Source organism: Persicobacter diffluens (genome assembly GCF_036244895.1).
GTDB lineage: Bacteria > Bacteroidota > Bacteroidia > Cytophagales > Cyclobacteriaceae > Persicobacter > Persicobacter diffluens.
This window is the reverse complement of record NZ_BQKE01000001.1, coordinates 556,134-579,596: the sequence shown is the minus strand read 5'-3', so window position 1 is coordinate 579,596 and position 23,463 is coordinate 556,134. Positions and strand designations below refer to the sequence as shown.

The 23,463-nt window shown below is 40.8% G+C and carries 10 protein-coding genes; 1 reads left to right on the top strand and 9 read right to left on the bottom strand.

Going from position 1 to position 23,463, the window contains the following annotated elements; genetic code table 11:
• Nucleotides 1-26 precede the first annotated feature (26 nt).
• The 9 genes from AAA970_RS02425 to rlmN all read right to left on the bottom strand — a co-directional run bounded on the left by AAA970_RS02425 (nt 27) and on the right by rlmN (nt 21,822).
• Nucleotides 27-2,981 carry a SusC/RagA family TonB-linked outer membrane protein gene (locus AAA970_RS02425; RefSeq protein ID WP_338235843.1) on the bottom strand — a complete coding sequence of 985 codons (2,955 nt, stop codon included), beginning with the start codon at nt 2,979-2,981 and terminating at the stop codon, nt 27-29.
• 1,291 nt (nt 2,982-4,272) lie between these two features.
• The gene (locus AAA970_RS02420; RefSeq protein ID WP_338235842.1) at nt 4,273-5,769 is read right to left on the bottom strand and encodes a RagB/SusD family nutrient uptake outer membrane protein; all 1,497 of its coding nucleotides are present in this window, start codon (nt 5,767-5,769) and stop codon (nt 4,273-4,275) included.
• 9 nt (nt 5,770-5,778) lie between these two features.
• Nucleotides 5,779-8,895: a SusC/RagA family TonB-linked outer membrane protein gene (locus AAA970_RS02415; RefSeq protein WP_338235841.1), complete on the bottom strand. Its 3,117-nt coding sequence runs from the start codon at nt 8,893-8,895 to the stop codon at nt 5,779-5,781.
• 685 nt (nt 8,896-9,580) lie between these two features.
• On the bottom strand, nt 9,581-11,074 hold the full coding sequence (locus AAA970_RS02410) for a SusD/RagB family nutrient-binding outer membrane lipoprotein (RefSeq protein WP_338235840.1): 1,494 nt from the start codon (nt 11,072-11,074) through the stop codon (nt 9,581-9,583).
• A 17-nt stretch (nt 11,075-11,091) separates the two neighbouring features.
• Nucleotides 11,092-14,253, bottom strand: a complete 3,162-nt coding sequence (locus tag AAA970_RS02405) for a SusC/RagA family TonB-linked outer membrane protein (protein ID WP_338235839.1) — start codon at nt 14,251-14,253, stop codon at nt 11,092-11,094.
• 535 nt (nt 14,254-14,788) lie between these two features.
• Nucleotides 14,789-15,583, bottom strand: a complete 795-nt coding sequence (locus AAA970_RS02400) for a hypothetical protein (RefSeq protein ID WP_338235838.1) — start codon at nt 15,581-15,583, stop codon at nt 14,789-14,791.
• 2 nt (nt 15,584-15,585) lie between these two features.
• A complete protein-coding gene (locus AAA970_RS02395; RefSeq protein WP_338235837.1) occupies nt 15,586-16,968 on the bottom strand; it encodes a RagB/SusD family nutrient uptake outer membrane protein in 1,383 nt (460 codons plus the stop codon).
• A 12-nt stretch (nt 16,969-16,980) separates the two neighbouring features.
• Complete coding sequence (locus tag AAA970_RS02390) at nt 16,981-19,944, bottom strand: SusC/RagA family TonB-linked outer membrane protein (RefSeq protein WP_338235836.1); 2,964 nt, start codon at nt 19,942-19,944, stop codon at nt 16,981-16,983.
• A gap of 828 nt (nt 19,945-20,772) precedes the next feature.
• Nucleotides 20,773-21,822, bottom strand: a complete 1,050-nt coding sequence (gene rlmN / locus AAA970_RS02385) for a dual-specificity RNA methyltransferase RlmN (RefSeq protein WP_060687351.1) — start codon at nt 21,820-21,822, stop codon at nt 20,773-20,775.
• Between the two features lie 450 nt (nt 21,823-22,272).
• Between rlmN and AAA970_RS02380 the strand changes: the two genes are divergently transcribed.
• The gene (locus AAA970_RS02380) at nt 22,273-23,424 is read left to right on the top strand and encodes a lactonase family protein (RefSeq protein WP_338235835.1); all 1,152 of its coding nucleotides are present in this window, start codon (nt 22,273-22,275) and stop codon (nt 23,422-23,424) included.
• The last annotated feature ends 39 nt before the right edge of the window (nt 23,425-23,463 follow it).

The following is a 23,463-nucleotide window of genomic DNA, read 5'->3' as shown; positions in this document are numbered from 1 at the left end:
CTTATTCAAAATTTAGCGTCAAAGAATTAGAAGCTTACCGACAGACCACCTGTCACGACTCTACCTTCAGGATATTCGAAGAAGTTGTAGCCGTCGAAATCAACAGTGGTTGGGGTGTATCCGGTGTATTTTGTGGCCATCCACAGGTTCTGACCGGAAACAAATACTCTTAAATTTGACAATCCGATTTTAGAAATCAGTTGGTCCGGCAGGGTGTAACCCAAGGTTACGTTTCTCAACTGGATGTAATCGCCATCCTCTACATAACGCGTTGAAATTTGGTTACCTGTTGAACCGTAAGCCGGACGAGAAGCGATGTCACCAGGCTGCTCCCAACGATCTTCCAGTGCGGCAGTCGAAAGGTTATAAGCATAGATACCATCGGAATCATTGTAACGACGCGTACCATTCAAAATCTTGTTTCCACCAGAGAAGGTAAACAAGAAAGAGAAGTCAAATCCTTTGTAGGAAAAACGGTTAGTCAAACCACCCGACCATACTGGCAAAGCAGAACCGGCATGAATACGATCTGCTTCCGCATAGCTCGTAGTAGCCAATCGGCCATCAGGCGCCACGAACATGGTTTCCGTCATATCTTCCTGCGCTACTTCACGGTTCACATACCAGGAAGCTTCCCCTGTTGTCGGGTTGGCACCCATCCACTCCTGCATATAGAAGGTATAGATCGCTTTTCCTTCTTCAATGGTATTGAAAGAAGTTCGGATAGGCTGAAGACCATTCAGAGAAGTCACTTCGTTATTGTTGAAGGAAATATTAAAGTCGGTATCCCAGGTGAAAGCGCCATTATCGTAGTTATTCGACGAAATATTGAATTCAATCCCTTTGTTGACCATAGATCCTGCGTTCATGGTAACCGAAGTAAAACCAGTCTCTCCTGCTAATGGCACATTCAACAACAGGTCTGTAGAGTTTTCGTGGTAAAGGTCCACATTCACATTGATGCGATTCAATAATGCCACATCAAAACCAAGGTTGGCTTTATGTTTCACCTCCCAGGTCAAATCCGGGTTGGCGATTTGATCGTGAATCGCTGCCGGGCGACCATTGTAGATGGCATAAGCATACATCCCGATAGACTGGAAGTTCCCGATACCGGCATTACCAGTGGTACCATAGGAAGCACGTACTTTCAGATCATCAATCACTGAAGAGTTCCAGAAAGACTCATTAGAAACTTTCCAGCTCGCCCCTACAGAGTAAAAATTACCATAGCGATTCTCAGAACCGAAACGAGAGGAACCATCACGACGATAAGAAACCGAAGCATAGTAGCGGTTGTCATAGTCATAAGTTACCTGCGAAAGGATAGAGAAAAACTTGTAAGCAGTTCCCTGTCCGTCCAAAGAAAATTGCTGTGTCGCTGAACCTACGTTATTAATCGACTCAGGGAAACCCGCACCATACATGTAGTTCCACTCTTGCTGAGAATTTTGGAATTCCGTACCGGCTAAAGCGCTAAAGTTATGTAAGCCAAAGTTGGTTTCGTAATTGAACAAGTTTGTAGTGGTGAACGTACCGCTATACCCCTGATATAAAGCCAAATTACCGGGAGCTACCGGATCCGCACCATCAAAAGAGGTAGGATCACTCCAGTTGTCTTTCTTCATGTTTTCAAAACGGTAGGCATTCGTGGAACGGAAAGACAGGCCTTCCATAAGCTGGTAATCAATTTTACCGGAAACACCTCCCCAAAGCGACTCCGTTTTACGGTAATTCTTTTCTACGTCGGAAACGAAGTTGGCATCAATCCAGGTCCATGGATTAGAAGGTAAAATATCGTAAGGTTTACCATTTTCATCAAATGGAGTGGTGATCGGTGCGTGCAGGTAAGAACCTAATAAAGGAGACGAATACAGGTTACCATCAGAAGCATCTGACTGGAAAGATTTCGATAAATCCACACCGAAAGATACTTTCAGGCGGTCCGTTACCTGATTATCTACAGACAAACGACCGGAGAAACGCTCAAACTCAGAGCCTACTAAAACCCCTTCCTGGTTGAAATAACCACCGGAAGCATAATATCTCGTTTTTTCATTACCGCCGGATGCGGAGATTTGGTAGTCAGAAGTTCTACCGTTCTGGAAAGCTAAGTCGGTCCAATCGGTATTAATACCCGTTGCCGGATCCCACTCCATACCGTGGAATTCTGTAAACTGCTTACCGTCCATAAGCTCAAAGTTACCACGATATACCGAAGTAACCCCTTCGCTCAAAGAAGCGGTAAAGTTCGTTTTTCCGGCTTTACCTTTCTTGGTGGTGATCACGATCACACCATTGGAAGCACGCGCACCATATAGGGCAGTAGCTGCCGCATCTTTCAGGATACGAATATCCTCAATATCAGTAGGGTTGATGTTCGCTAATGGGTCACGCTCGGCCTGCTGCCCCGCAGTAATCACCTCATCAGAGTCCATAATCACCCCATCAATCACGTAAAGTGGGTTAGAATTACCGGTAATAGAACCGATACCACGAATACGGATGTTGTTTTTAGCACCAGGCTGTCCGGTGGACGCCTGAATAGTAACACCAGTGGATTTACCCGTTAAAGTTTGGGCAATGTTTGGGGTCACAATTTCTTTTACGTTTTCAATAACAGGAACAGTGGTCGCCTGGTCTACCTTGGTATAACCCACGATCACCACGTCCTCCAATTGCTTAATGTCAGCAGTCATGACCATGTCAATCTCAGTTTGTGAACCAAGTTTCACTTCCTCAGTAGCCAGACCAATAAATGAAAATACCAGGTAGTCATTGGGAGAAGGGGTATTGATGCTGTACTTACCATCAATGTCCGTAATGGTTCCGGTCGAAGACCCTTTAATCATTACGTTTACGCCAGGAATTGGCTCTCCGGATTCTGCGGCGGTCACCTGACCGCTCACTAGACGCCCTTGCGCATACGCTGACATTGCTGTCATCAGTACCGACAGGGCAAAGAGTATTGCTCTCTTCATATAAAGTAATAGGTAAAGAATGGATAATTCAATCGATCGATTAATTCGATCTCTAAGGCAAAGGAACACAATATTTTATTTCCTAACAACACCAGACCACGGAACAAAATATGGACAAACCCCAATGATTTAAGCTCAAACTTGAATTATTCAAATTACCCTACAATAACCCGAAACGTTAAGTGTATATGGATAGCGGAATTTAATTTTATTTTTTATTCAATCGACCGAACAAAAAATAGATTAAAGTGTTTCTAAACCACTTTTCCTAAAAGCAGATCATTAATATTGAAGTCAATATTGCAAAAACACATTCTATTTTAAATCCAATTAAATTTTTTCCTCATGTTAAGTTAATTTTTTTAATCTTTTTTCACCCAAACTCATTTAAAGACCTGAATATCCTAATTTTACAGCATAATCCTTGCGAATTTGGGAATACCAAAGGAGGAGCCCATTGGAAAGAGATTAGTTTAAATATTAGATAAACCATGTTTTAACTAAAATTACACCAAAAACACAAAATAACAGGGACTCCTAATGGTAAAGACTGCGGGCATTGAAACTGACAAAACATCAACCCCCTTTGTGTAGGACTGCTCCATCAGCATTAATGGTCCTCAGGTATAATATGAAAGCAGTCTCCGCAATTCCTCAGCTGGTCAATACGACAGGAACTAAAATGCAGACCGCCTATTATGATCGCATCAACTGTAGTAAAGCCATCGGTAACCTAACTCCTGAATAAAAGGTTAAAAACTCTTTGGAGAAGGGCAGTAGGAACAGCAAGGGAATCCACCTTTAGTAGCGCTACTTAAATATCTGGAAAGACTTAAAGCCTAGCCCCAGGAAACCACGGAATCAGTAATCAGCTCCTGTTTTAGGGAGGCTGCCTAGCTAGAAAGGGGGGCTTAGATGTGGAACTTTTTTCAGGATATGAGGCCCTGTTCTAACTCTATAGCTTGGGCAAAAAGGGGGATTTCCCATATTGCTAGACTGAAAATGATAACATCTATTTTAGCGTTTGTTCCTGCCTCATTATGCTAACAAACTAAAATATAGTGACAATTAAATTATTTCATTATCTGCTAAACTGAAGTGTAGGTATGAGAATGTGTTTCCAATTTACTCTATATGATTTTCAGAATAATAATATATTTGGGCAAAGCCTCTACCCAAAAATTCAAACTGAGCGGAACAGAATCTAAAAAAAAATGAAGCAGAAACTTTCGGGTAACAAAAAAGCTGCCTCGGAAAGGAGGCAGCTTTTAAAGACTAATATCTAAGTATTTTAAGGATTTTGATCCCCAGGACCAATTTCCGTATTGGCATCTAGCTCCACCAAAGGAATTTGGAATATATATTGTTCATCAAAACCTTTAATGGTAGGAATAACCATTGCTGATGAATGATGATTCTCGGTACCATTTCTATCCATAGTTTCGTTTCTTCTTTTAATATCAAACAAACGTACGCCTTCTCCCCAACATTCGACTCTTTTCTGGAAATAAATCTCATCTAGCAGCGCCTGCCCTGAATTTGATGACTGATACTCATCTGTATATCTGTTTGCCAACAATTTATTCAACAATGTGCGTGCGCTACTCTGATCCCCAGACAAATACCTAGCCTCTGCTTCCAATAACACAAACTCCGACGCTCTTAAGTAGATATAATCCGATTGAAAACCTCCAACATCTACAAACTTCTTAATCTGGGTATATTTTGATATCACACGACTTTCTTCCTTATTTTCCGGATTAACATAGGTATCCTCTGCTGCAAACCAAGCCTTTCTTACATCAGAATCAGACATTTCTGCATAAAGATCATCTGCGATCATTTTGTAACAACCTAGTGCACCTGCATATCCAGGACCCCAAGGATCCATATGACTCATGAAAGAAGCATAAAAGGTAGTGGTCTGGCCATCAATCGGCGCCCCAAACAATACCTCTTTATTGTTAATAGAGTTAAATCTAAAAGCAGCAAGTTCCTCGGAAGACATCATTCCCACACTTCCAGCGATAGCTGCATATTTAGCAACCTCATCCCATTGATTGGGGTGATCTGTTTTAAAAGCTAAAACTCTTGCCAAAATCCCCGCAGCAGCATATTCATTCATTTTGGTCTGGTCCATCCCCAAGCCTTCCAAATACGCATAACCCGTCTCCAAATCATTGATAATTAAATCATATACCTTGGATACAGGCTCTCTCCCCTGTAGCTCCTCCTCGTGTGTATAAATTGGAACTCCAGGTTTATCTTTTGCTGTTTCATATGGCAATTGATAAAAATTAATCAGATTAAAGTACAGCATTCCTCGAACTGCATAAGCTTGGCCCAATAAGTCCTTGGCCGCATCAGTCAAATCGGCTTCTTCAATACCAGACAAACCAACAATTACCTGATTACATCCTCTAATCGCCTCATATGTATATCCCCAGGTAGATCTCGTTCTACGATAATTCTGGGTTTTATTCATATTTTGATTATCATAGATAAACCAATTTGAGGTCGCCAGGGCAATATCATCAGTCATTACATCAGAAGCCATCATGATCGCTCTTAAACCGAAATCGTCATGAGAGTCTCTATATTCAAACAATTTTGAATATACCCCTTCCATCAATGGGCCCATAGCAGCCTCAGCATCCTGACGCGCAAAATCATTGATAACTTCTTCAGTAGCATACTCAGTGGATTTAGACTCCAAAAAATCTTCCGCACAGCCTGTAAACAACGTTCCAATTGCTAACAAGCCTATTATTATTTTATTTGTTTTCATGTTAGTAAATTAGAAAGTGATGTTAAGTCCTCCAGAAATCGTTCTTAGCGCAGCATATTCAAAGCCATTTCCTCCATTTGTACTCGATCCATTTGCATACAATCTTGGATCCATACCTTTTCTGGCAGAAAATAAGGCTAGATTATCTCCGGAAACATAAACACGAAGCCCTCCAAGGTGTAAGCGAGATGCCACATTTTGAGGAACAGTATATCCTAGCGTGATATTTCTAATATTAAAGTAAGAGGCGTCAACCAAGAAACGATCAGATTGTGAATTTCCATCCTGATATGCGGTGGATAATCTCGGAACGTCGGTATGCGGGTTCTCCGGAGTCCAGGCATTCAAAATATCCTTATGCCAGTTCGTTCCGACTCTATCACTATGCATTAAGCCTGCATATGGCAAATCATATACCTTTCCGCCAATCTGGAAGTTAGTAATCACCGTCAGGTCAAACCCTTTATATTCGAAGCTATTGATCCAGCTACCGAAGAAATCCGCCAAAGCCGTTTCATTCTGAAAACGATCTGCCAAAGCATATTCATCTGTAACTAAAATATTTCCAGTATACTCTCCATCAATCATTTCTCTTTGGCGCCATAGCGAATTCCCAGTCTCAGGATCCACTCCGGCAAAGCTCTGCAAATAGAAATCATAAATTGACCCTCCCACCGTTAAACGTTGACGTCCACGGGTAATTCCTTCTTCTGCAAACTCATCCTTAAGGCTCAGGATTTCATTCTTCATCGTAGTTCCGTTAAAAACCATATTCCAACGGAAATCGCCATTACGAACAATATCCCCTCCAATGGAGAAGTCAACGCCCTTATTAACCATTTCCCCAATATTTTCAGGATAATAACTATAGCCCATAGAAGGGTTTACCGGAAAATTAAATAGAAGATCTGACGTTACTCGGTTGTAATATTCAAAATCAATATTCAGTCGACCGCTAAACAAAGTTAGTTCCGTACCAATATTAAAATTCTTTGATTTCTCCCAGCTCAACTCCTCATTCCCTTTATAGTACTGCACTAAGGAAATCTCATTATTGTTATTAACTACCTGATACAAATCGGTAAAAGGGGTATAAACCACATTACCAATGTCATCCAAAATACCGTCATTACCCTGAGTACCATAACTGGCCTTTAATTTAAAATTATCAATGGCAGATGCAGATGACATAAAGTCTTCCTCATTGATTCTCCAGGCACCTCCTACAGACCAGAAGTTACCCCAACGATTATTCGGGTGGAATTTGGACGAACCATCCATACGGAATGAACCAGAGATAAAGTATTTATTTTTATAATCATAGCTTACATTGGCCAAATAAGATTCGATCGTATGGGTACGCTCATTGGACTCCAAATAGGCAATTTCAACCCCATTATCCAATTCCGGATTATCTGGAGTAAAAAAGTTGGTCTTCTGCCCCGCTAAGTAGTTTCTTTGGTAAGCGTAGCTTTCATGACCAGCCAAAGCACTAATGTTGTGATCACCGATAGTTTTATTATATCTTAATAATTGAGACATGGTGATGGTCTCATAACGATAGGATCTTTTTGTGGAACGTCCTGAAACAGATGCGGCATCGCCTACTGTTGGATTGTAAAATAAAGTGGTGTTTATATTTTGCAGGTCATAACCCAAATTAGCGTTAAAAGTCAGCCCTTCGAATAGGTCCAAATTTAAGTACCCTCTTCCCGAGAAGTTATCTTCGATTCTGTTGTTTTTATCCAAGGCTGAAAGCATGGCAGGGTTGGTATTGGCCCCATACTGTCTGGATCCCATTACACCATCACCAAAATCATAAATTGGCTCCCCTAAATCATTAAATTGTCGGTTCCCTTGACCATCATAAATATATACTGGATAAATAGGTGCTACATTTTGAGTAAACATAAAAGAGTTACCATAAGCATTTCCGGAAGAAGTACGGGGTGAATTTTGCTCACCTCTAGCATAGGAAAGGTTAGTACCTACTTTCAAAAAATTAGTTACCTGATGATCAATATTCCCACGCATGGTAATACGCTCAAACTCTGACCCTTCCACAATACCTTCATCAGACAAATAACCTAATGAGAAATAATGAGTAGACTTATCTGAGCCTCCGCTAAAGTTGATATTATACTCTTGCCTCACCCCAGTGCGGAAGGTTTCCTTCGCCCAATCATCATTATACAAAAGTGGTGCATTTGTTAAATTACCATTAGCATCAACGACTACATTTACACCGTAAGGATTATAGCCACCGAGTTCACTAATTAATTCATCGGAGGCACGCTGGGAGTCACCGTGTGTCATTTTTTGTTGAAGCCAAGCTGTTTGGAAATACTGCCCAGGGTCTTTCATGATATCATATTCGCCAATAGCTCTTTGATTGACCCCTATTTTTGCATCCAAAAACACCTTTGTTGCAGATTTACTACCCTTCTTCGTTGTAACCATCACAACTCCATTGGCAGCCCTAGAACCATAAAGAGAGGCTGCAGCTGCATCTTTAAGCACCGTCATACTCTCCACATCCTGTGGGTTAATGGCGTTTAACTTACCCGCATATGGCACACCGTCTACTACAATTAAAGGGTCACTGGAAGCATTGATTGAACCCACACCCCGAATTCGAATTTTAGCATCCTCTCCCGGTTGTCCTGATGCCGCTGTAGTTTGGACACCTGAAGTAAGACCGTCCAAAGCCTTTGAGATAGACGAAGTTTGCAGAGTTGCGATTTTATCTCCCTCAACTTTAGACGCTGAACCCGTAAAAGAAGACTTCTTAGCAGACCCATAAGCCACGACCATCACCTCTTCCAGTTCTTTGATATCAGCGGTCATGACCATATCCACTTTGGAGCGATTCCCAATCACGACCTCTTCTGTGGCTAAGCCAATAAAACTAAACACTAAGCTTTTTGCACCGTCCACGTTTAGGGAATACTTCCCCTCAATGTCCGTAATTGTTCCTGTGGCAGATCCTTTGACAGTAACATTCACTCCGGGGATGGGCTCCCCGCTTTCTTCTGCTGTTACGGTACCCGTAACAACACGCCCCTGAGCAAAAGCAGACATAGCAGTCCACAGAATTGCCAGAGCAATCAGTAATGGATTTTTCATAAGTAAAGTTTGGTTAAGATGGATAACACCTGATAGCAAATCAAAATACTATCTACCGCAAGTAAAGCAGTATTTAATTCTGTTCAAAAAGCGAAAACCAATACAAAAACCCATTCAACTGAATAATAAGATATCGATCAAAATAACAAACCAGTGCCGTCTAATCTAAAACCAATACCCACTCCATCAAGCCAAAATCCATTATTCAAAACCACTTCTATCATTAATAAAAGATTAAAAAAGACGCGTATTAAACACCTTTGGAATGCTTGATTTGAAACTATTTTTTTTATTAAAAAACAATTAAATTATATAAGTTGATGTGAATTTTTAGCCAAAAGACCTTTTTGCCATCAAATCCTCAAACAAACTTGAATTAACCCAAAATCAATTCAATAAATATCGACTTACGTTACGCATCTGTAAAGATGAGTAAAAGAAAAAAAGGAGGCGATTTTAATCTATTTGATAAAAATTAGGCTGAAAAATAATCCTTTCGTTTTTACTCATTAGATTCAAAACACAAATAGATTAACCTGAACTATTCATACAGAAATATTGACTTGATCGTAATGAATGAAGTAATCAGCCCCCCTTTCAAGTTTCCCCAATAGAAATCAATGCATAAAAAAAACCAGCGATTAACGCTGGCCTTTTATGCAAAACTATATATTACTTTATCGGATTAACGGCTTCCTTTTGCCCACCATACGTTTTCAGAGAAAACATACCTTCCATCACCATAGGCTTCCGCTACATTCCGGTTTGCCGTTACATCAGATCCACCATAAGTGAATCTCAAAGGAAATTGAGTAGCATTCTTTTCATTGGCTAATTCAATCACATGATCGCCCATGGCCTCTAGTCTACGATAATCATTATACGCCTCTACCACTTCTGCCTCGAAGAAGGCGAAATACTTTTGGTTCATCACCTCTGATAATGGATCAGCATCAAACAATGGCTTCACTTCATCAGTGATATAAGCCTGAATCAGGGACGCAAAATCCGCATCCGCTACGGATCCAAATACATATTTCTTACTCCAAAAAGCAGCTGTAATGGCTTTGTTTAAAGCAGCCTCCGCCTTTGGAAGATCTCCTGATCTAACATATGCTTCCGCTTTTAAAAACTCCAGCTCGTGATAACTCAACAAATAAGTTGGGGCAGTAGGCGTACTTAGTGCAGAAACGGCATATCTGTTCTGCGCCTGAGCCGGATCCCCATTTACAGCGAATTCAATGGTATCTTTTTTCAATCTTGGATGCTTCAGCCAATAAACCTCTGCTCTCGGATCGTTTCTTTCTTCGAGTTTATTATAAAAGCTCAGGCTGGCACCAAAATAATCACGATCAGTGAAAAACTTATAGAAAGGACTAATGGAAGTCCCTCCATTATAATCAAATCGTGCCTCTTCCGTCTCGTTCGCAAAAGATTTTTCTACCAAAGATACCACCTCCTGATAATTAACTTCATCCTGAGCCATTAATCTCATAGTGTACCTGGCTTTTAATCCATTGGCAAATGCAATCCAGGAATCAATGTCTCCACCATAAAAGATATCTTGTCCGGCAATAGGCTCATAAGGAAAAGCCTCTGCTTCATTTACCTCTGCAGCTTTGTTCAAATTAACAATAGCATTGTCCAGATGCGTAAAAACATCCTGATAAATATCCTGCTGTTTATCCAGCTTTGGTTGGAAAATAATACCCGGCTGAAGGGCCTCCGACCATGGCGCATCACCGAAAAGGTCTGTAAGGATGGCTAAATTGTAGGCTGTCATCACCTGGGCAATTCCCAAATTCCAGTGATTCCCTGCTTCATTTCCATCATCCGAACATTTTTCAGCCACCTGCTTCAGTACCAACAAGTTTCTATAAATGCTATTCCAGGAATTATTATAGGTACTGTGCGCTATAGGCTCCCCGGAACGAATCTCTGCATTATACAGTTGATTATAAATTCCCACATTGTGTTCCATATAGGAGGAAGCGTAAAAGGCGAGATCACTCCCGGTTACGGAGAAAGCACTTTTTACGAAAACATCCGTCAACATCAAATTGGTTGGTGAATCAACAGGATTATTCGGATTAGAATTAATATTGTCCATAATATCTTCTGAACAGGAAGACATCAAAACAATGGCCAATAGACCTAATATATATTTAAATTTAGTCATGATATTCAATTTTGGGATTAAAATTTAAGATCGAAGCCAAAACCAAAACTTTGCGTTTGCGGCATAGAGAATCGCTCAAATGAGCCTCCCATATTATTATTACCCTGAGATGATTCCGGATCAAAGTTTGGTAATGCTGACCATAGCAAAATATTTCTAGCGAAAGCATTCACCCCTAATTCCAAACCGCTTTTGAATCTTGGTAGGCGATAGCTCAAAGTCACCTCTCTCAATTTCACAAAAGAGTTGTCATAAATGTAGGCTTCATCAATATTACCCAAAGCATTTGCATATAGATTTTGATAAGCAACAGCGTCCTCTTCTCCACCTCTCTGAATATCATTGGGAGTACCATCGGATTTAAAACCGGGGTAAATAAAAGGCGTAGAACGGTCTGCTGTTTTTTCAGAAACGCCATATAGATCCAGTAATCCATTTGAACCGGAGTACATTTGCCCTCCATTTTTCCACTCAAAAGTAGCGCTTAAGCTAACTCTCTTATAAGAAAAACGAGTTGAACCACCCATAATAAAATCAGGTGCTACATTTCCGATCACGTCTGGCTCTCCCGGCATTGGCATACCGTAATTCCAAGCGTTAGGATTATCATTCACCAAAATTCTACCCTGATCATCTCTTGCATAAGCAGTACCATAAATTACCGGGAAGGTATACCCAATACCAGCTCTTACCTGAGGGGTTACGAAACCACCTAAAAAGATGCTTTCCACACCATCTGCTAATTCATCCACCACATTCACAATTCGGGAAAAGTTTACACTTAAATCCCACTGGAAATCTTTGGTTTGCACAGGAGTGGCGGTTAAAACCAATTCATGCGCATCCGTATGTACCGCTCCACCGTTCATCATCCTGCTGGTAACACCGGTAGAACCTGCTAATGGTACTTCAAAAATCTGATCGGTAACATTCTGACGGGAATAAGTATAATCCAGTCCGAAGCGGTCATTGAAAAATCTCAATTCTGCCCCGATCTCATAGGATTGAGTGTTCTGAGGTTTTAATTCCGGATCATATTGCACATAGTAAGGAACAAATGCATTTACACCGTCCATTGGGTAAGTAATTGGGGCGTTAGACCAAAATCCTCCGCCATAGGAAGGAGTATACAGAAAGTTATCCCTGTACGCACCAGCTTGCCCTACTTCCGCATAAGATGCTCTCAATTTCGCGAAAGATAGTGCAGGAATATCACCAATGGCCTCTATCTCTGTCAAAACAAAACCCAGGGAAACCGAAGGGTAAACAAATGAACGATTCCCTCTAGGCATTTGAGAAACAATATCATTTCTGCCTGTAGCAGTCAAAAACAACATTTTCTTATAGTCTAAAGAAAGCTGACCGAAAAATCCAACGGTTCTATTCCCCCATTGTTCTTCGGAAGCTTGTTGGATATTAGTATTGTTAATATGAGACCAGCCACCAAAATTGAAATCATATCCATTTTGAGAATATTTCTTTTGATTACTGTCATTGATTTCATTACCCACTAAAGCATTTAAGGAAAGATCATCATTAATAGACCAACCAAAGTTCACCGTTGTCAAACTATTAACCGTTGCGGAAGTGACACCATAATTCTGCATGAAACCAGTCCCACCCCGATGACCATAACCATAAATATCCTGTAAGTGAGTGGTATAGGTATCTGCTCCAATTTGAGTTTTCACTTTCAAACTCATATCATCACCAATCTCTGGGGCAAACTCTAAATAACCATTACCAAAAAAACGGTTGGTTTGCTCATTAAAGGTCATATTATCTACGGCCCAATAAGGATTATTAAAAGTTAAAGAACGGTAATAAACCTGATCATATGGATCTTCTGGTGTACTTGAGGGGATTCCCTTCAAATCATAAGTAGCAGGAGCGGCAAATACACCCGCGAGAATGGCATCATTACCTGCAGACAATTTATCAATATTATTCTGCATATAATTCGCAGTGAAACCCGTCGTCCAATAGTCATTTAACTTGGTCTCCACGTTTCCTTTCACATTATAACGCTCCATACCCGTACCTGGAGCAATACCTTTTTGAGTAGAATTACCAATACCAAAAGAATAATGACCTCTATTGGTCGCTTGGCTAATGTTAGCTGAATTCGTTACCGTATGCCCCGTCCGGAAAAAATCATTGAAGTTATCATAAGTCTGAGGAGTCGTCCAGGGGTCTAAGCCCGCACTTGCACGTTGTGGGACATAGTACATGCCATTTTTGCCTTGGCTATTGCCACCATAGTTACTATCATTAGGTAGCTCTGACAATTTTGGGCCCCATGCCATGGAAGAATAAGGATCAAATGCACCATTATAGCCTTGCGCATAACCGCTTTGATATTCAGGAGATCTGGAGACTACATCAAAAGAGGTGAAATTTGAAAAAGTCACCACAGGCTTTCCTTTCACATTGCCTTTTCCACTTTTGGTGGTAATGACCACCACCCCATTAGAGGCACGAATACCATAAAGTGCTGCTGCAGCCTGACCTTTCAAAATGTTGATACTCTCAATATCATTTGGATCAATATCCACTGCACGGTTAGAAACATCCGCTCCGGTAACAGAGCTTCCAGTATTAAAATCCGGCGTAGAAGAAACCGGCATTCCGTCAATCACATATAAAGGTGTATTGTTTCCAGTAAAGGAACGCGCTCCACGAATAGTAATTTGAGAAGATGCCCCCGGCATACCGGAAGAAGGCTTAATATCCACACCGGCAATTTTACCCTGCATGGCAGTGGCCAAATCCGCATTACCGGCCTTGGTCAATTCCTGATTATTCACCTCCTGCACCGCATAGCCTAAAGACTTCTTGTCGCGCTTCATTCCCATAGCGGTTACTACGACCTCGGTAAGTTGCTTAATATCCGCGGTCATGACCATATCGATTTTAGACTGACCACCCACTGCAACTTCTTCCGTGGCTAAACCAATAAAGGAAAATATAACTTTATCTGAGGAAGAAGCATTAATGGAGTAATGCCCCTCGATATCAGTAATTGTACCGGAAGCGGTTCCTTTTACTAATACGTTCACTCCGGGGATGGGCTCCCCGCTGTCTTCTGCCGTTACGGTACCCGTAACCACACGCCCTTGCGCATAGGCGGACATACCAGTCCATAGCACGGCCAGGGCAATGAGTATTGCTCTTTTCATAAAAAAAATGGTTAAGAATGGATAACATTATAGAACAATTGCTTTTGTTCCACGATGCAATTAAGGCAGAATTTTATTTTACTCAAAAACGAATAATCAATACATTATTTTGCTCGATTGAATAATTAGAACTCTAACTTTTAGTCCAAGAAACGATGCCTTAATCGAAAACTAATCCCCCTCAAAAAAACAAGTAAAAAAATGGGGAACGTGCGTAAATACTATCATCGGATTAACGGGAGGTTAAAAAATATTTAGGGGTTACTTAATGAATAATGATTAATACTCAACAATATTTTTTTGAAAAAATTTCTAAAAAAAGTAGACTTAAAAACAAATCCATACCAAAAAGTCAAAAAATCGTTATTTCTTTCAACAAAACCGATATTTCAGTAACAGTCTTTCAACAAAAAAGCAGGCTTCCGAAAAATAGCGCTCCGCTAAACGGCTTGGTAATTCACAAAAAGGCAATAAAAAAGCCCTCAATAATGAGGACTTTTTAATCTTAATATACTTCACTTATTATAAAAAGCAATTATGGTTGTAGCGTGGTAATGTAAGGATATGGTCCACCATTGAATACATCAACATCCAATAATTTAATTGAATACTTGTCTGCTGCTACATCATAGGTGATGTCTGTAACCTGACAATATGGAGACTGATCCACTACTGTTACAGCACCATCATCTCCAATGGAGATAATTACTACAGCGTCAAACGCACCGATATAAGCAGGGTTTTGGGTATAGAAATACACGTACTCACCCCATGCATTAAGAATGGTATGGGTTCCGTCACCATTATCAATAACCTGAGTCACAAACTCCCATTGATCGCCGGAATCATCATCTGCCATCGTAACCCCTTTATAAACCTTATCCTTGATTTCAGCGCTAACGGATGTCCGCTCTGTTCCGTCACTGAATCCAACTACTACCTCAGGATCACTTACTGAAGCAATTGAAAAGTTTACAATTCTATCCACATCTGAAATTTCAGTATCGGGGATAGCAGTCAGACTAATCGCTCCCGACAGCTCTCCCGCCTTGACCACAATACTACCGGAACTCAACTGGAAATCCTCACCCTCAACAGCATTTATCGTTTCGATATCCAAAGAAACTGTCAAATCCGAAGATAAGGGCTGATCCAACAATACCGCAATAACAGCTTCATCACCTCCTTCAGCTGCCACGAGATTTTGACTCAAATCAAATTGCACACGTCTTTCACCTGCATATTTGGTCTCATGAATGTTTTCCTCGCAGGAAAAAAGTGCAATCGCCATGGCCATTAGGCCAAGTATATATTTATTAAATAACTTCATAATTAATTCGTTTGATATCCTGGATTTTGAACCATTGAAGTATTTGCCAATAATTCGTGATTAGGAATTGGCATTACAAAGCGATAATCCCCTCCGGATAATAATTTTGGAGTAGTCGCCGCAGTTACATCAACACGAATGATGTCATCCCCCCATCTTCTGATATCAAACCATCTGTGGCCCTCAAAAGCCAACTCAATAGCGCGTTCAGTTTTGATGGCATTCAATAAAACAATCCCGTTTTCAGCTCCATTCACAAAACCTTCCAAACGAGCCGCCCTCAGTGTATTCAGGTCTGCCAAAGCTTTTATTTCATCTCCTGAATAATAATATGCCTCAGCCCTGCTTAATAAAATTTCCTCTGCTCTGAATACAAAGAAATCACTTGCTCCAACTGCGGCATCCGTCCCTAAATACTTTCCTACAACATTCAGCCCATCGTATTCTGAGACATTGATTGCCTGTCTTACATCAACATGGGTTGTACTGAATTTATTTATGAAATCCTGGGTTACTTCAAAGTTTACCGTCCCGTTAGAGTCCTGCCAAATAGCCCCAATTCGACCACCATTATCCGGAATAGCAAATTTAAAGATCACGCCTGCTTCACTGTTTATGGCACGATCGAAAACTTCACCAATCTCCATAATATCCGCGATATCATACATCCCCAAAAGGGTATCCGCAATAGCAATTACCTTTGTGTAATCCTCCTGATAAAGGGCTAACTTCAATTCTAAAGCTTGCAAAAACGAAGTACTCACATAAATAGGTGTAGCAGGGTCATATCCGGCTAAAAGTGATTTAGCCTCCTCAATATCTGCTTTTAACTGACTCACAAATGCACTCACCGTCAGTCTTTCCGGAGAACTGATCACAGATTCGGTCATATAGGGCGCTACCAGCTTGCCTCCATCCGTATAACTTTCAGCATAATTTCTAAATAATTCAAAATGAAGATAAGCTCTCAAGGCAATCGCTTCCCCCTTGATCTGCTTATGGCGTTCCATTTCTTCCTCTGAGGGAACGATAGATTCAACTCCGGCTAACAACAGGTTAATACCATTGATGGCAATATAGTTTGTCGCCCAGCCAAAAGTAAATTCCACTCCGGTTCCCAGGGCATTATAATTCCAATTATACTGCGTAACCCCAATATTACGACCACCAGTGGCCATTTTTGTCATATCAGTTTGATAAGAGGAAGTCGAAATAGCACTAGTTCCTGATGCAGAGGAATATGCTCCAGCCAAACCGGCCTCCAAATCGTCAAAAGACTGGTATGCCCGAGAGGTCTCAATAGTATCTGTTGGTTTCAAGTCCAACTTTTCTGAGCAAGCCCCCAGTAAAACTACCAGGGCTAAGATTAATATTTTATATTTCATAGTGATGTCGGATTAGAAAGATAAATCAATACCCATTGTATAAATTCGAGGAATTGGATACTGGAATTGCGCAATGTTATTTCCGATTTCAGGATCAAATCCAGAGAATTTCGTCCATGTCATCAGGTTTTGCCCCTGCGCATAGATTCTTAGGGAGTTAAAAGGAGTCTTGCCTATTATTTCGGAAGGAAGGGTATAACCCAATTGAACGTTTTTCAATTTAATAAATGAACCATCCTCTATATCATAAGAACTAAACTCTCTTGCATATCCTGGTGCTGCAATATTAGTTACATCACCCGGCTGCTGCCACATATCAAGCATTCTTGTGGTTTGATTATAGGAAACGTTATGATTCTCTATAAAATATAATTGGTTATTAAATAATTTGTGACCTGCCTGAAAACTAAAGAAGAAAGAAAAGTCAAAACCTTTATAAGACATATTGTTGGTAATTCCACCAATATGAGGAGGATTTGAAGTACCCCAATTAGTTGTGGAGTTTTCCTCGGAATAAGTAGGCGTCAAAGCACCATCAGCTGTCAAATAGAGTGGCTGACCATTTGCAGGATCAACTCCGCCCCAGCCTACACTGTAATGAGAGCCTAGCGGTTTTCCTACTTCTACCAGTGAGGTCCCATTTTCAAACTGGGAAACCTGACCAAGGTCCATGATTTCATTTTCATTATAGGAATAATTCATACTGGTAGTCCATTTGAAATCACCTATTTGAACATTAGTCGTATTCAATACGAATTCAATACCACGGTTTCTCATTTCACCCGCATTAATTCTCAACTCTCCCTGACCTGAAGTATAGGACAGCTTTTGATCAAGGAATAAATCTGAAGTAATGTTATTGTAAACATCTACTGCCAAACTAACTCGATCATTAAAAGCAGAAACATCAACTCCTAGATTAAACTGGGCAGAAGTTTCCCATTTCAAATCAGGATTTGCAATACTTGCAGGCACAATACCTGCAGTCCCCGCATACCCACTCGTATTTTGGAAAACGCCATATCGTTGGTATGATCCAATACTTTCATCCGTATCATCTTGGTTACCCGCAACACCGTAAGAAGCCCTTACTTTCATAAAACTGATCAAGCCACTATTAAAAAAGTCTTCATCAGATACTACCCAAGAAGCTCCCACAGCCCCAAGTGTCGCCCATTGATTATTTTCTCCAAATTTGGAAGAAGCATCTCTTCTCAAAGAGAAGGTTAAGTTATACTTTTCATTATAGGAATAATCTCCTACTAAGAAATAGGAAAGCAAAGCATTTGACTCCTTAAAACCGCCAACAGAGGCAATAAAACCATTATCCGGATCTCCTTGTGTAATACCACCCGGAGTATTTGGCAATTTTCCGTTTATTCCATAACCGGTGTAATTATGTCCTGAGTAAGTCTTCTGAATCAATTCAGAATTAATAGAGGCCGCCAATTTGTGTTTACCAAATTCTTTGGCGTAACCAATCTGACCTAACAGGATTGGAGAAAAGAAAGAGTAATCATTAAAACTATACAAGCCCTCACCACCATTACTTACTCCGGATCCTGGTCTATACTCTGGATCTCTCCATTGGTTTGACTTTCTATTTCTATAATCCAAGCCTAATCGTCCGCTGACGAAAATACCATTCCACACATCCAATTTTGCATTTAGGGAAACATTTGCTTTCAATTCCCCTCTGCTGTTAGAGGTATGGTCTCTCCATTCTAATGGGTTTTGCCCCAAAGGCCCATATGTATAATTCCCATCATCATCAATAGGCTTTTGGTATGGCATATTCAAAGACTGAACCATTGGGTTTGCTACAGATAACCCTTCACTTGGTACATAATTCAAATCCGAATAACCAATGTAAGAGTTCAAGTCAATCTTCAATCTATCAAAAGAATCATTCTTGATGTTAAATCTACCTGAGTACCTGTTCAAATCAGATCCCAACAGCACACCATCTTGTTGAAAATAATTTCCGGAGATATAAAAAGAAGTTCCTCCTTTGCCTCCAGTCATAGATAACTGGTGATTTTGAGAACGGCCTAATTGCGTTGCTACTTCTGCCCAATCGGTATCAATCGCCTTTAATTCGGCCAATTTTTCCGCTGCATCATCCGGAGCGTTGGGATTATTAGGAGAATAAGCCCAGCCGTTACTTCTTTGAGTCATTTCCTCGTAACGCAATCGCTCTTCGGTATTCATCATGTCATATCTCCAATCTCCAACTTCCGTAATACCGTATTGGCCGGAATAATTGAAACGAGTTGCACCTGATTTACCTTGTTTGGTAGTAATCACAATTACACCATTGGCTCCACGAGACCCGTAAAGTGCGGTAGAAGAGGCATCTTTCAAAACATTCACTGAGGAAATATCATTCGGGTTGATCGCCGCAAAAGCATCTGCCTCAATTGGAACACCATCCATAATGTACAAAGGATCATTCCCCCCTAAAATAGAGCCGTTGCCACGAATACGGATTGTGGCTGCAGTTCCAGGTTGTCCTGAGCCAGCATTAATATAAAGACCTGAAGCTTGTCCTTGCAACATTTGATCGAAAGTTGCTACAGGTACATTCTCCAATGCTTTTTCATCGATAACTGCTATCGAACCTGATAAACTCTTTTTATTAAACTCACTGTATCCTGTTACGACTACCTCTGTAAGCTGGGTAAACTCCGCTTTCATGGTCAAATTAATCTCGGACTGCCCCCCTACTAAAACCTCTTCAGTAGCCAAACCAATAAAAGTAAAAACTAATCTTGTATCCTTAGAGGGTACATCAAGGGAGTATTTACCTTCAATATCCGTAATGGTTCCGGAGGCTTCTCCTTTAATGAGAACATTGACACCAGGGATGGGATCCCCGGATTCTTCTGCAGTAACGGTACCCGTTACCACCCGACCTTGAGCATAGGCCGAAAAGGCAAATAGCGTAGCCATTGCCATCAGTAGCATTTTTTTCATAATGGTTAAGATTGGGTAATACTAAAGTGATTTGGTTGATCACTATGGTTAAGTTAATGTAAATTTAATCCAAAAAAAAGATTAAATACAAACCCCAACTACTAATATTTATTCTGCTAAAAATGACTTTGGTGAAATTTAATTCCGCGAAATAACCCATCAACCTCCAATAAAAGGAAGTATCAACGACTGGTTTTTAATCAAAAACCAATACAAAAATCCTCCTATAAACATAAAAATTTACATAACACCACCGCAAGGCCACTTTTAAAAAACAGAGGAGTTGGTTCAATATCATTTTAATAACATTAATTGTGTTTAATGTTATTAAAATGCTTCCAATCCTAGATTAAACGAATCAAATACTTACACAAAAAAGCCAAGACACTCAAATCCATTAAACCCACAAACCACAAAAATCGATATAATATTGAATTATATTTTGCCCTCCTCTTTTAGTAGCTTCAGCACTCATTTCCCATCCATCTCACAAGCTTAAAAACACCTTTATTAGAGCGTAAAAAAAATATTTACAATTGTCTTATTAGTGACCAAAAACAAAAAACCACCCCAAAGAGGTGGTTTGTAGTCATTATAATTATGCCCGAATTATCTTTAATTCCATCCGGGCTTAGCTGCAAGCCGGGAAACAAGAAGGGGCTTTCTCTATTTCGATTTTTTTCCAACAAATCAGCCGAATGAAATCAAAGTAAGTTTACCCCAATTTGGGCTCTTTAAAATCTAGGAACAAAATTCTCCAGAGGCTAAAAACGAAACTCCTTCATTTGATCCATTGAATCTGAAAGTGAATAATACGGGTCAATAAAGCTAGTCTTTTCTATTCGCCAACTGTCCGCAGGCAGCATCAATATCTTTACCGCGGCTTCTTCTGACCACGACTATCACTCCGTTTTTCTCCAGATAGTTGGCAAACTTATCGAGTTTATCTTCTTTGGCGTTAACGAAATCAGCCTCTTTGATGGGGTTGTATTCGATAATATTGACCTTTGAAGGCACCTTGCGACAAATTTTCAATAAGGCTTTGGCATCTTCAATGGAATCATTGAAATCATTGAACACGATATATTCGAAAGTCACCCGACTCTTCGTTTTGGCGTACCAATAGTTCAATGCCTCCACCAACACCTCCAGGTTATTCGTTTCATTGATTGGCATGATACGGTTCCGCTTCTCATCCGTGGGCGCATGCAGCGAAAGGGCCAAATTAAACTTGGCGCCATCATCCGCCATTTTGGTGATCATCTTGGCAACGCCAGCAGTGGAGACGGTAATCCGCCTTGGTGACATATTCAAGCCTTCTTCCGAAGTGATCTTTTCGATAGACTCCCAAACATTTTTATAATTCAGCAGCGGCTCTCCCATTCCCATATATACAATATTGGAAAGGGGCTGGCCATAGTTTTCCTCTGCTTGCCTGGCAATGGTCACTACCTGATCATAGATTTCTGCAGCATCCAGATTACGCTTGCGGTCCATATAACCGGTAGCACAGAACGAACAAGACAGCGAACAACCTACCTGAGAGGACACACAGGCCGTCATCCGGTCATCGGCAGGGATAAGAACACCCTCCACAACATGCTCATCGTAGAGCTTAAAGGCCGATTTAATGGTACGGTCGCTGGATACTTGAGCCTGATCCACGGCAATTCCGTTGATCACGAAATTATCCTCCAACCATTCTCTGGTCTTTTTGGAAAGATTGGTCATCTCCTCAAAACTAGTGGCGGATTTTTTCCACAGCCACTCAAATACCTGCTTGGAGCGAAAGGGCTTTTCCCCCATCTCCACAAATTTATCCTTTAACTGCGCCTTGGTCAGTTTTCTTATGTCCTGCTTTTCAGAAACGGCTTTCATCATCTTCTTATTCGATATCCATTGCCTTTATGACAATTAGTACAAAGATAGCCAATATTTATCAAATCAAATGCCAAAGGATGACAATCCCCAAATTCACCTGAAAAGGACAAGAATTCTTAGCCCGGATTATTTAATCTTAAATCCTCCTTTAGCTGCCAAGGGAGAAAAATGAAGGTTTTTTCCTATTTCGGTTTTTTTCCAACGAGGCAGATGAATGAGAAGAAAGCAAGCTTGCCCAAATTTGAACTCTTAAAAAATCAGCAACCACAACTTTAAATAAAGAAGGGAATAACAAGCCACTTAAGGCGAATTACTTCCCTTTGCAGTGAAAAATTCGGCCTAGGCGCCAGACCTGGGCCCTCCCTTTTGAAAAAAGACAAAAACTTCCGGCCGGACAAAGCCAAAATCATAAAAGCTTGTATCTTTCTGCCTGAAGTAAATCAAACCATGAAAAAGACCATCTATTTTTTTTGCGCGCTAATGCTTTCTGCCTGCGGGGAAAAGCGTGAACAACAATCTAACAACAATCAACAGCCGATAGTGGAAAATGCTATCCCTTTAGCCATTGGCACCTACACCAGGAAAGAAGGGCATGTTGACGGAAAGGCGGAAGGGATTTATATCTATAGTTTCAATCCTGCCAATGGCGCATTGAAGCACCTCTCCACTACCGATAACATCATTAACCCCTCTTACTTAAACGTACACCCTAATGGCCAGTATATTTATGCCGTTAGTGAGGTAGCGGATGATGAAAAGGGCGCTCCGGTTTACGCCTATCAGTTTGAGGCCACCACCAACACTTTGGCCTTAATGAATGAGTCTTCAACACTCGGGAACTATCCCTGCTATGTGGAAGTATCTCCTGAGGGGAAATCATTAGCTGTAGCGAATTATGGAAGTGGAAATATTACCTTGATTCCACTGAATCCCAACGGCAGCCTGGGGACAAAGCCTGCTATGGACCAACATAGCGGTCAAGGCCCGAACCTAGCAAGACAAGAAGCACCTCATGCGCATATGGCCCATTATAATGGGGCTCACCAACTCCTAAGTACTGATTTGGGGACGGATCAAATTCATATCTACAATACGGAGAATCAAACACTGGAAACCGAAAAAGTCCTTTCTCTCAGCGCTGGGGCAGGCCCCAGACACCTTGCGGTCCACCCTAAAAATCAACAATTGTATGTGGTGGATGAACTAAAGGGAAACATCAGTACTTTTTCCGCTCAGCATGAACTCACTGCTGAAAGCAGTTATTTAAATAATGAAGGAGAGGAAGCCGCAGGCGGAGATATCATTATTGACCAGGCAGGAAAATACCTATATGTTTCCAACAGGGGCAATAGCAACAGTATCACGGTTTTTGAAATTAGTCAGGAACTAAAAAAGGTGGGACACTTCTCCACCTTGGGAAAAACGCCACGCGCCATCACCTTCAGTCCGGATGAGAAATTTCTTTTGGCTGCCAATCAGGACAGTGGAGATATAGCAGTATTTGAAATAAATGCTGAAAGCGGACTTCCCCGGAGTGAGGGCAAGGTTTATAAAATCCCAACGCCTGTTTGTATGAAATGGGTGCTACCGAAGAAGTAATTAGAAGAATTAATGCCCGCAGGGCTATTGGCCCTGCTT

Bases quoted from the DNA above. Each gene is read 5' to 3' on its own strand.
- AAA970_RS02420 (WP_338235842.1), bottom strand. From the start codon at position 5,769: ATGAAAACAAATAAAATAATAATAGGCTTGTTAGCAATTGGAACGTTG.
- AAA970_RS02410 (WP_338235840.1), bottom strand. From the start codon at position 11,074: ATGACTAAATTTAAATATATATTAGGTCTATTGGCCATTGTTTTGATG.
- AAA970_RS02390 (WP_338235836.1), bottom strand. From the start codon at position 19,944: ATGAAAAAAATGCTACTGATGGCAATGGCTACGCTATTTGCCTTTTCG.
- AAA970_RS02415 (WP_338235841.1), bottom strand. From the start codon at position 8,895: ATGAAAAATCCATTACTGATTGCTCTGGCAATTCTGTGGACTGCTATG.
- rlmN (WP_060687351.1), bottom strand. From the start codon at position 21,822: ATGAAAGCCGTTTCTGAAAAGCAGGACATAAGAAAACTGACCAAGGCG.
- AAA970_RS02395 (WP_338235837.1), bottom strand. From the start codon at position 16,968: ATGAAATATAAAATATTAATCTTAGCCCTGGTAGTTTTACTGGGGGCT.
- AAA970_RS02405 (WP_338235839.1), bottom strand. From the start codon at position 14,253: ATGAAAAGAGCAATACTCATTGCCCTGGCCGTGCTATGGACTGGTATG.
- AAA970_RS02380 (WP_338235835.1), top strand. From the start codon at position 22,273: ATGAAAAAGACCATCTATTTTTTTTGCGCGCTAATGCTTTCTGCCTGC.
- AAA970_RS02400 (WP_338235838.1), bottom strand. From the start codon at position 15,583: ATGAAGTTATTTAATAAATATATACTTGGCCTAATGGCCATGGCGATT.
- AAA970_RS02425 (WP_338235843.1), bottom strand. From the start codon at position 2,981: ATGAAGAGAGCAATACTCTTTGCCCTGTCGGTACTGATGACAGCAATG.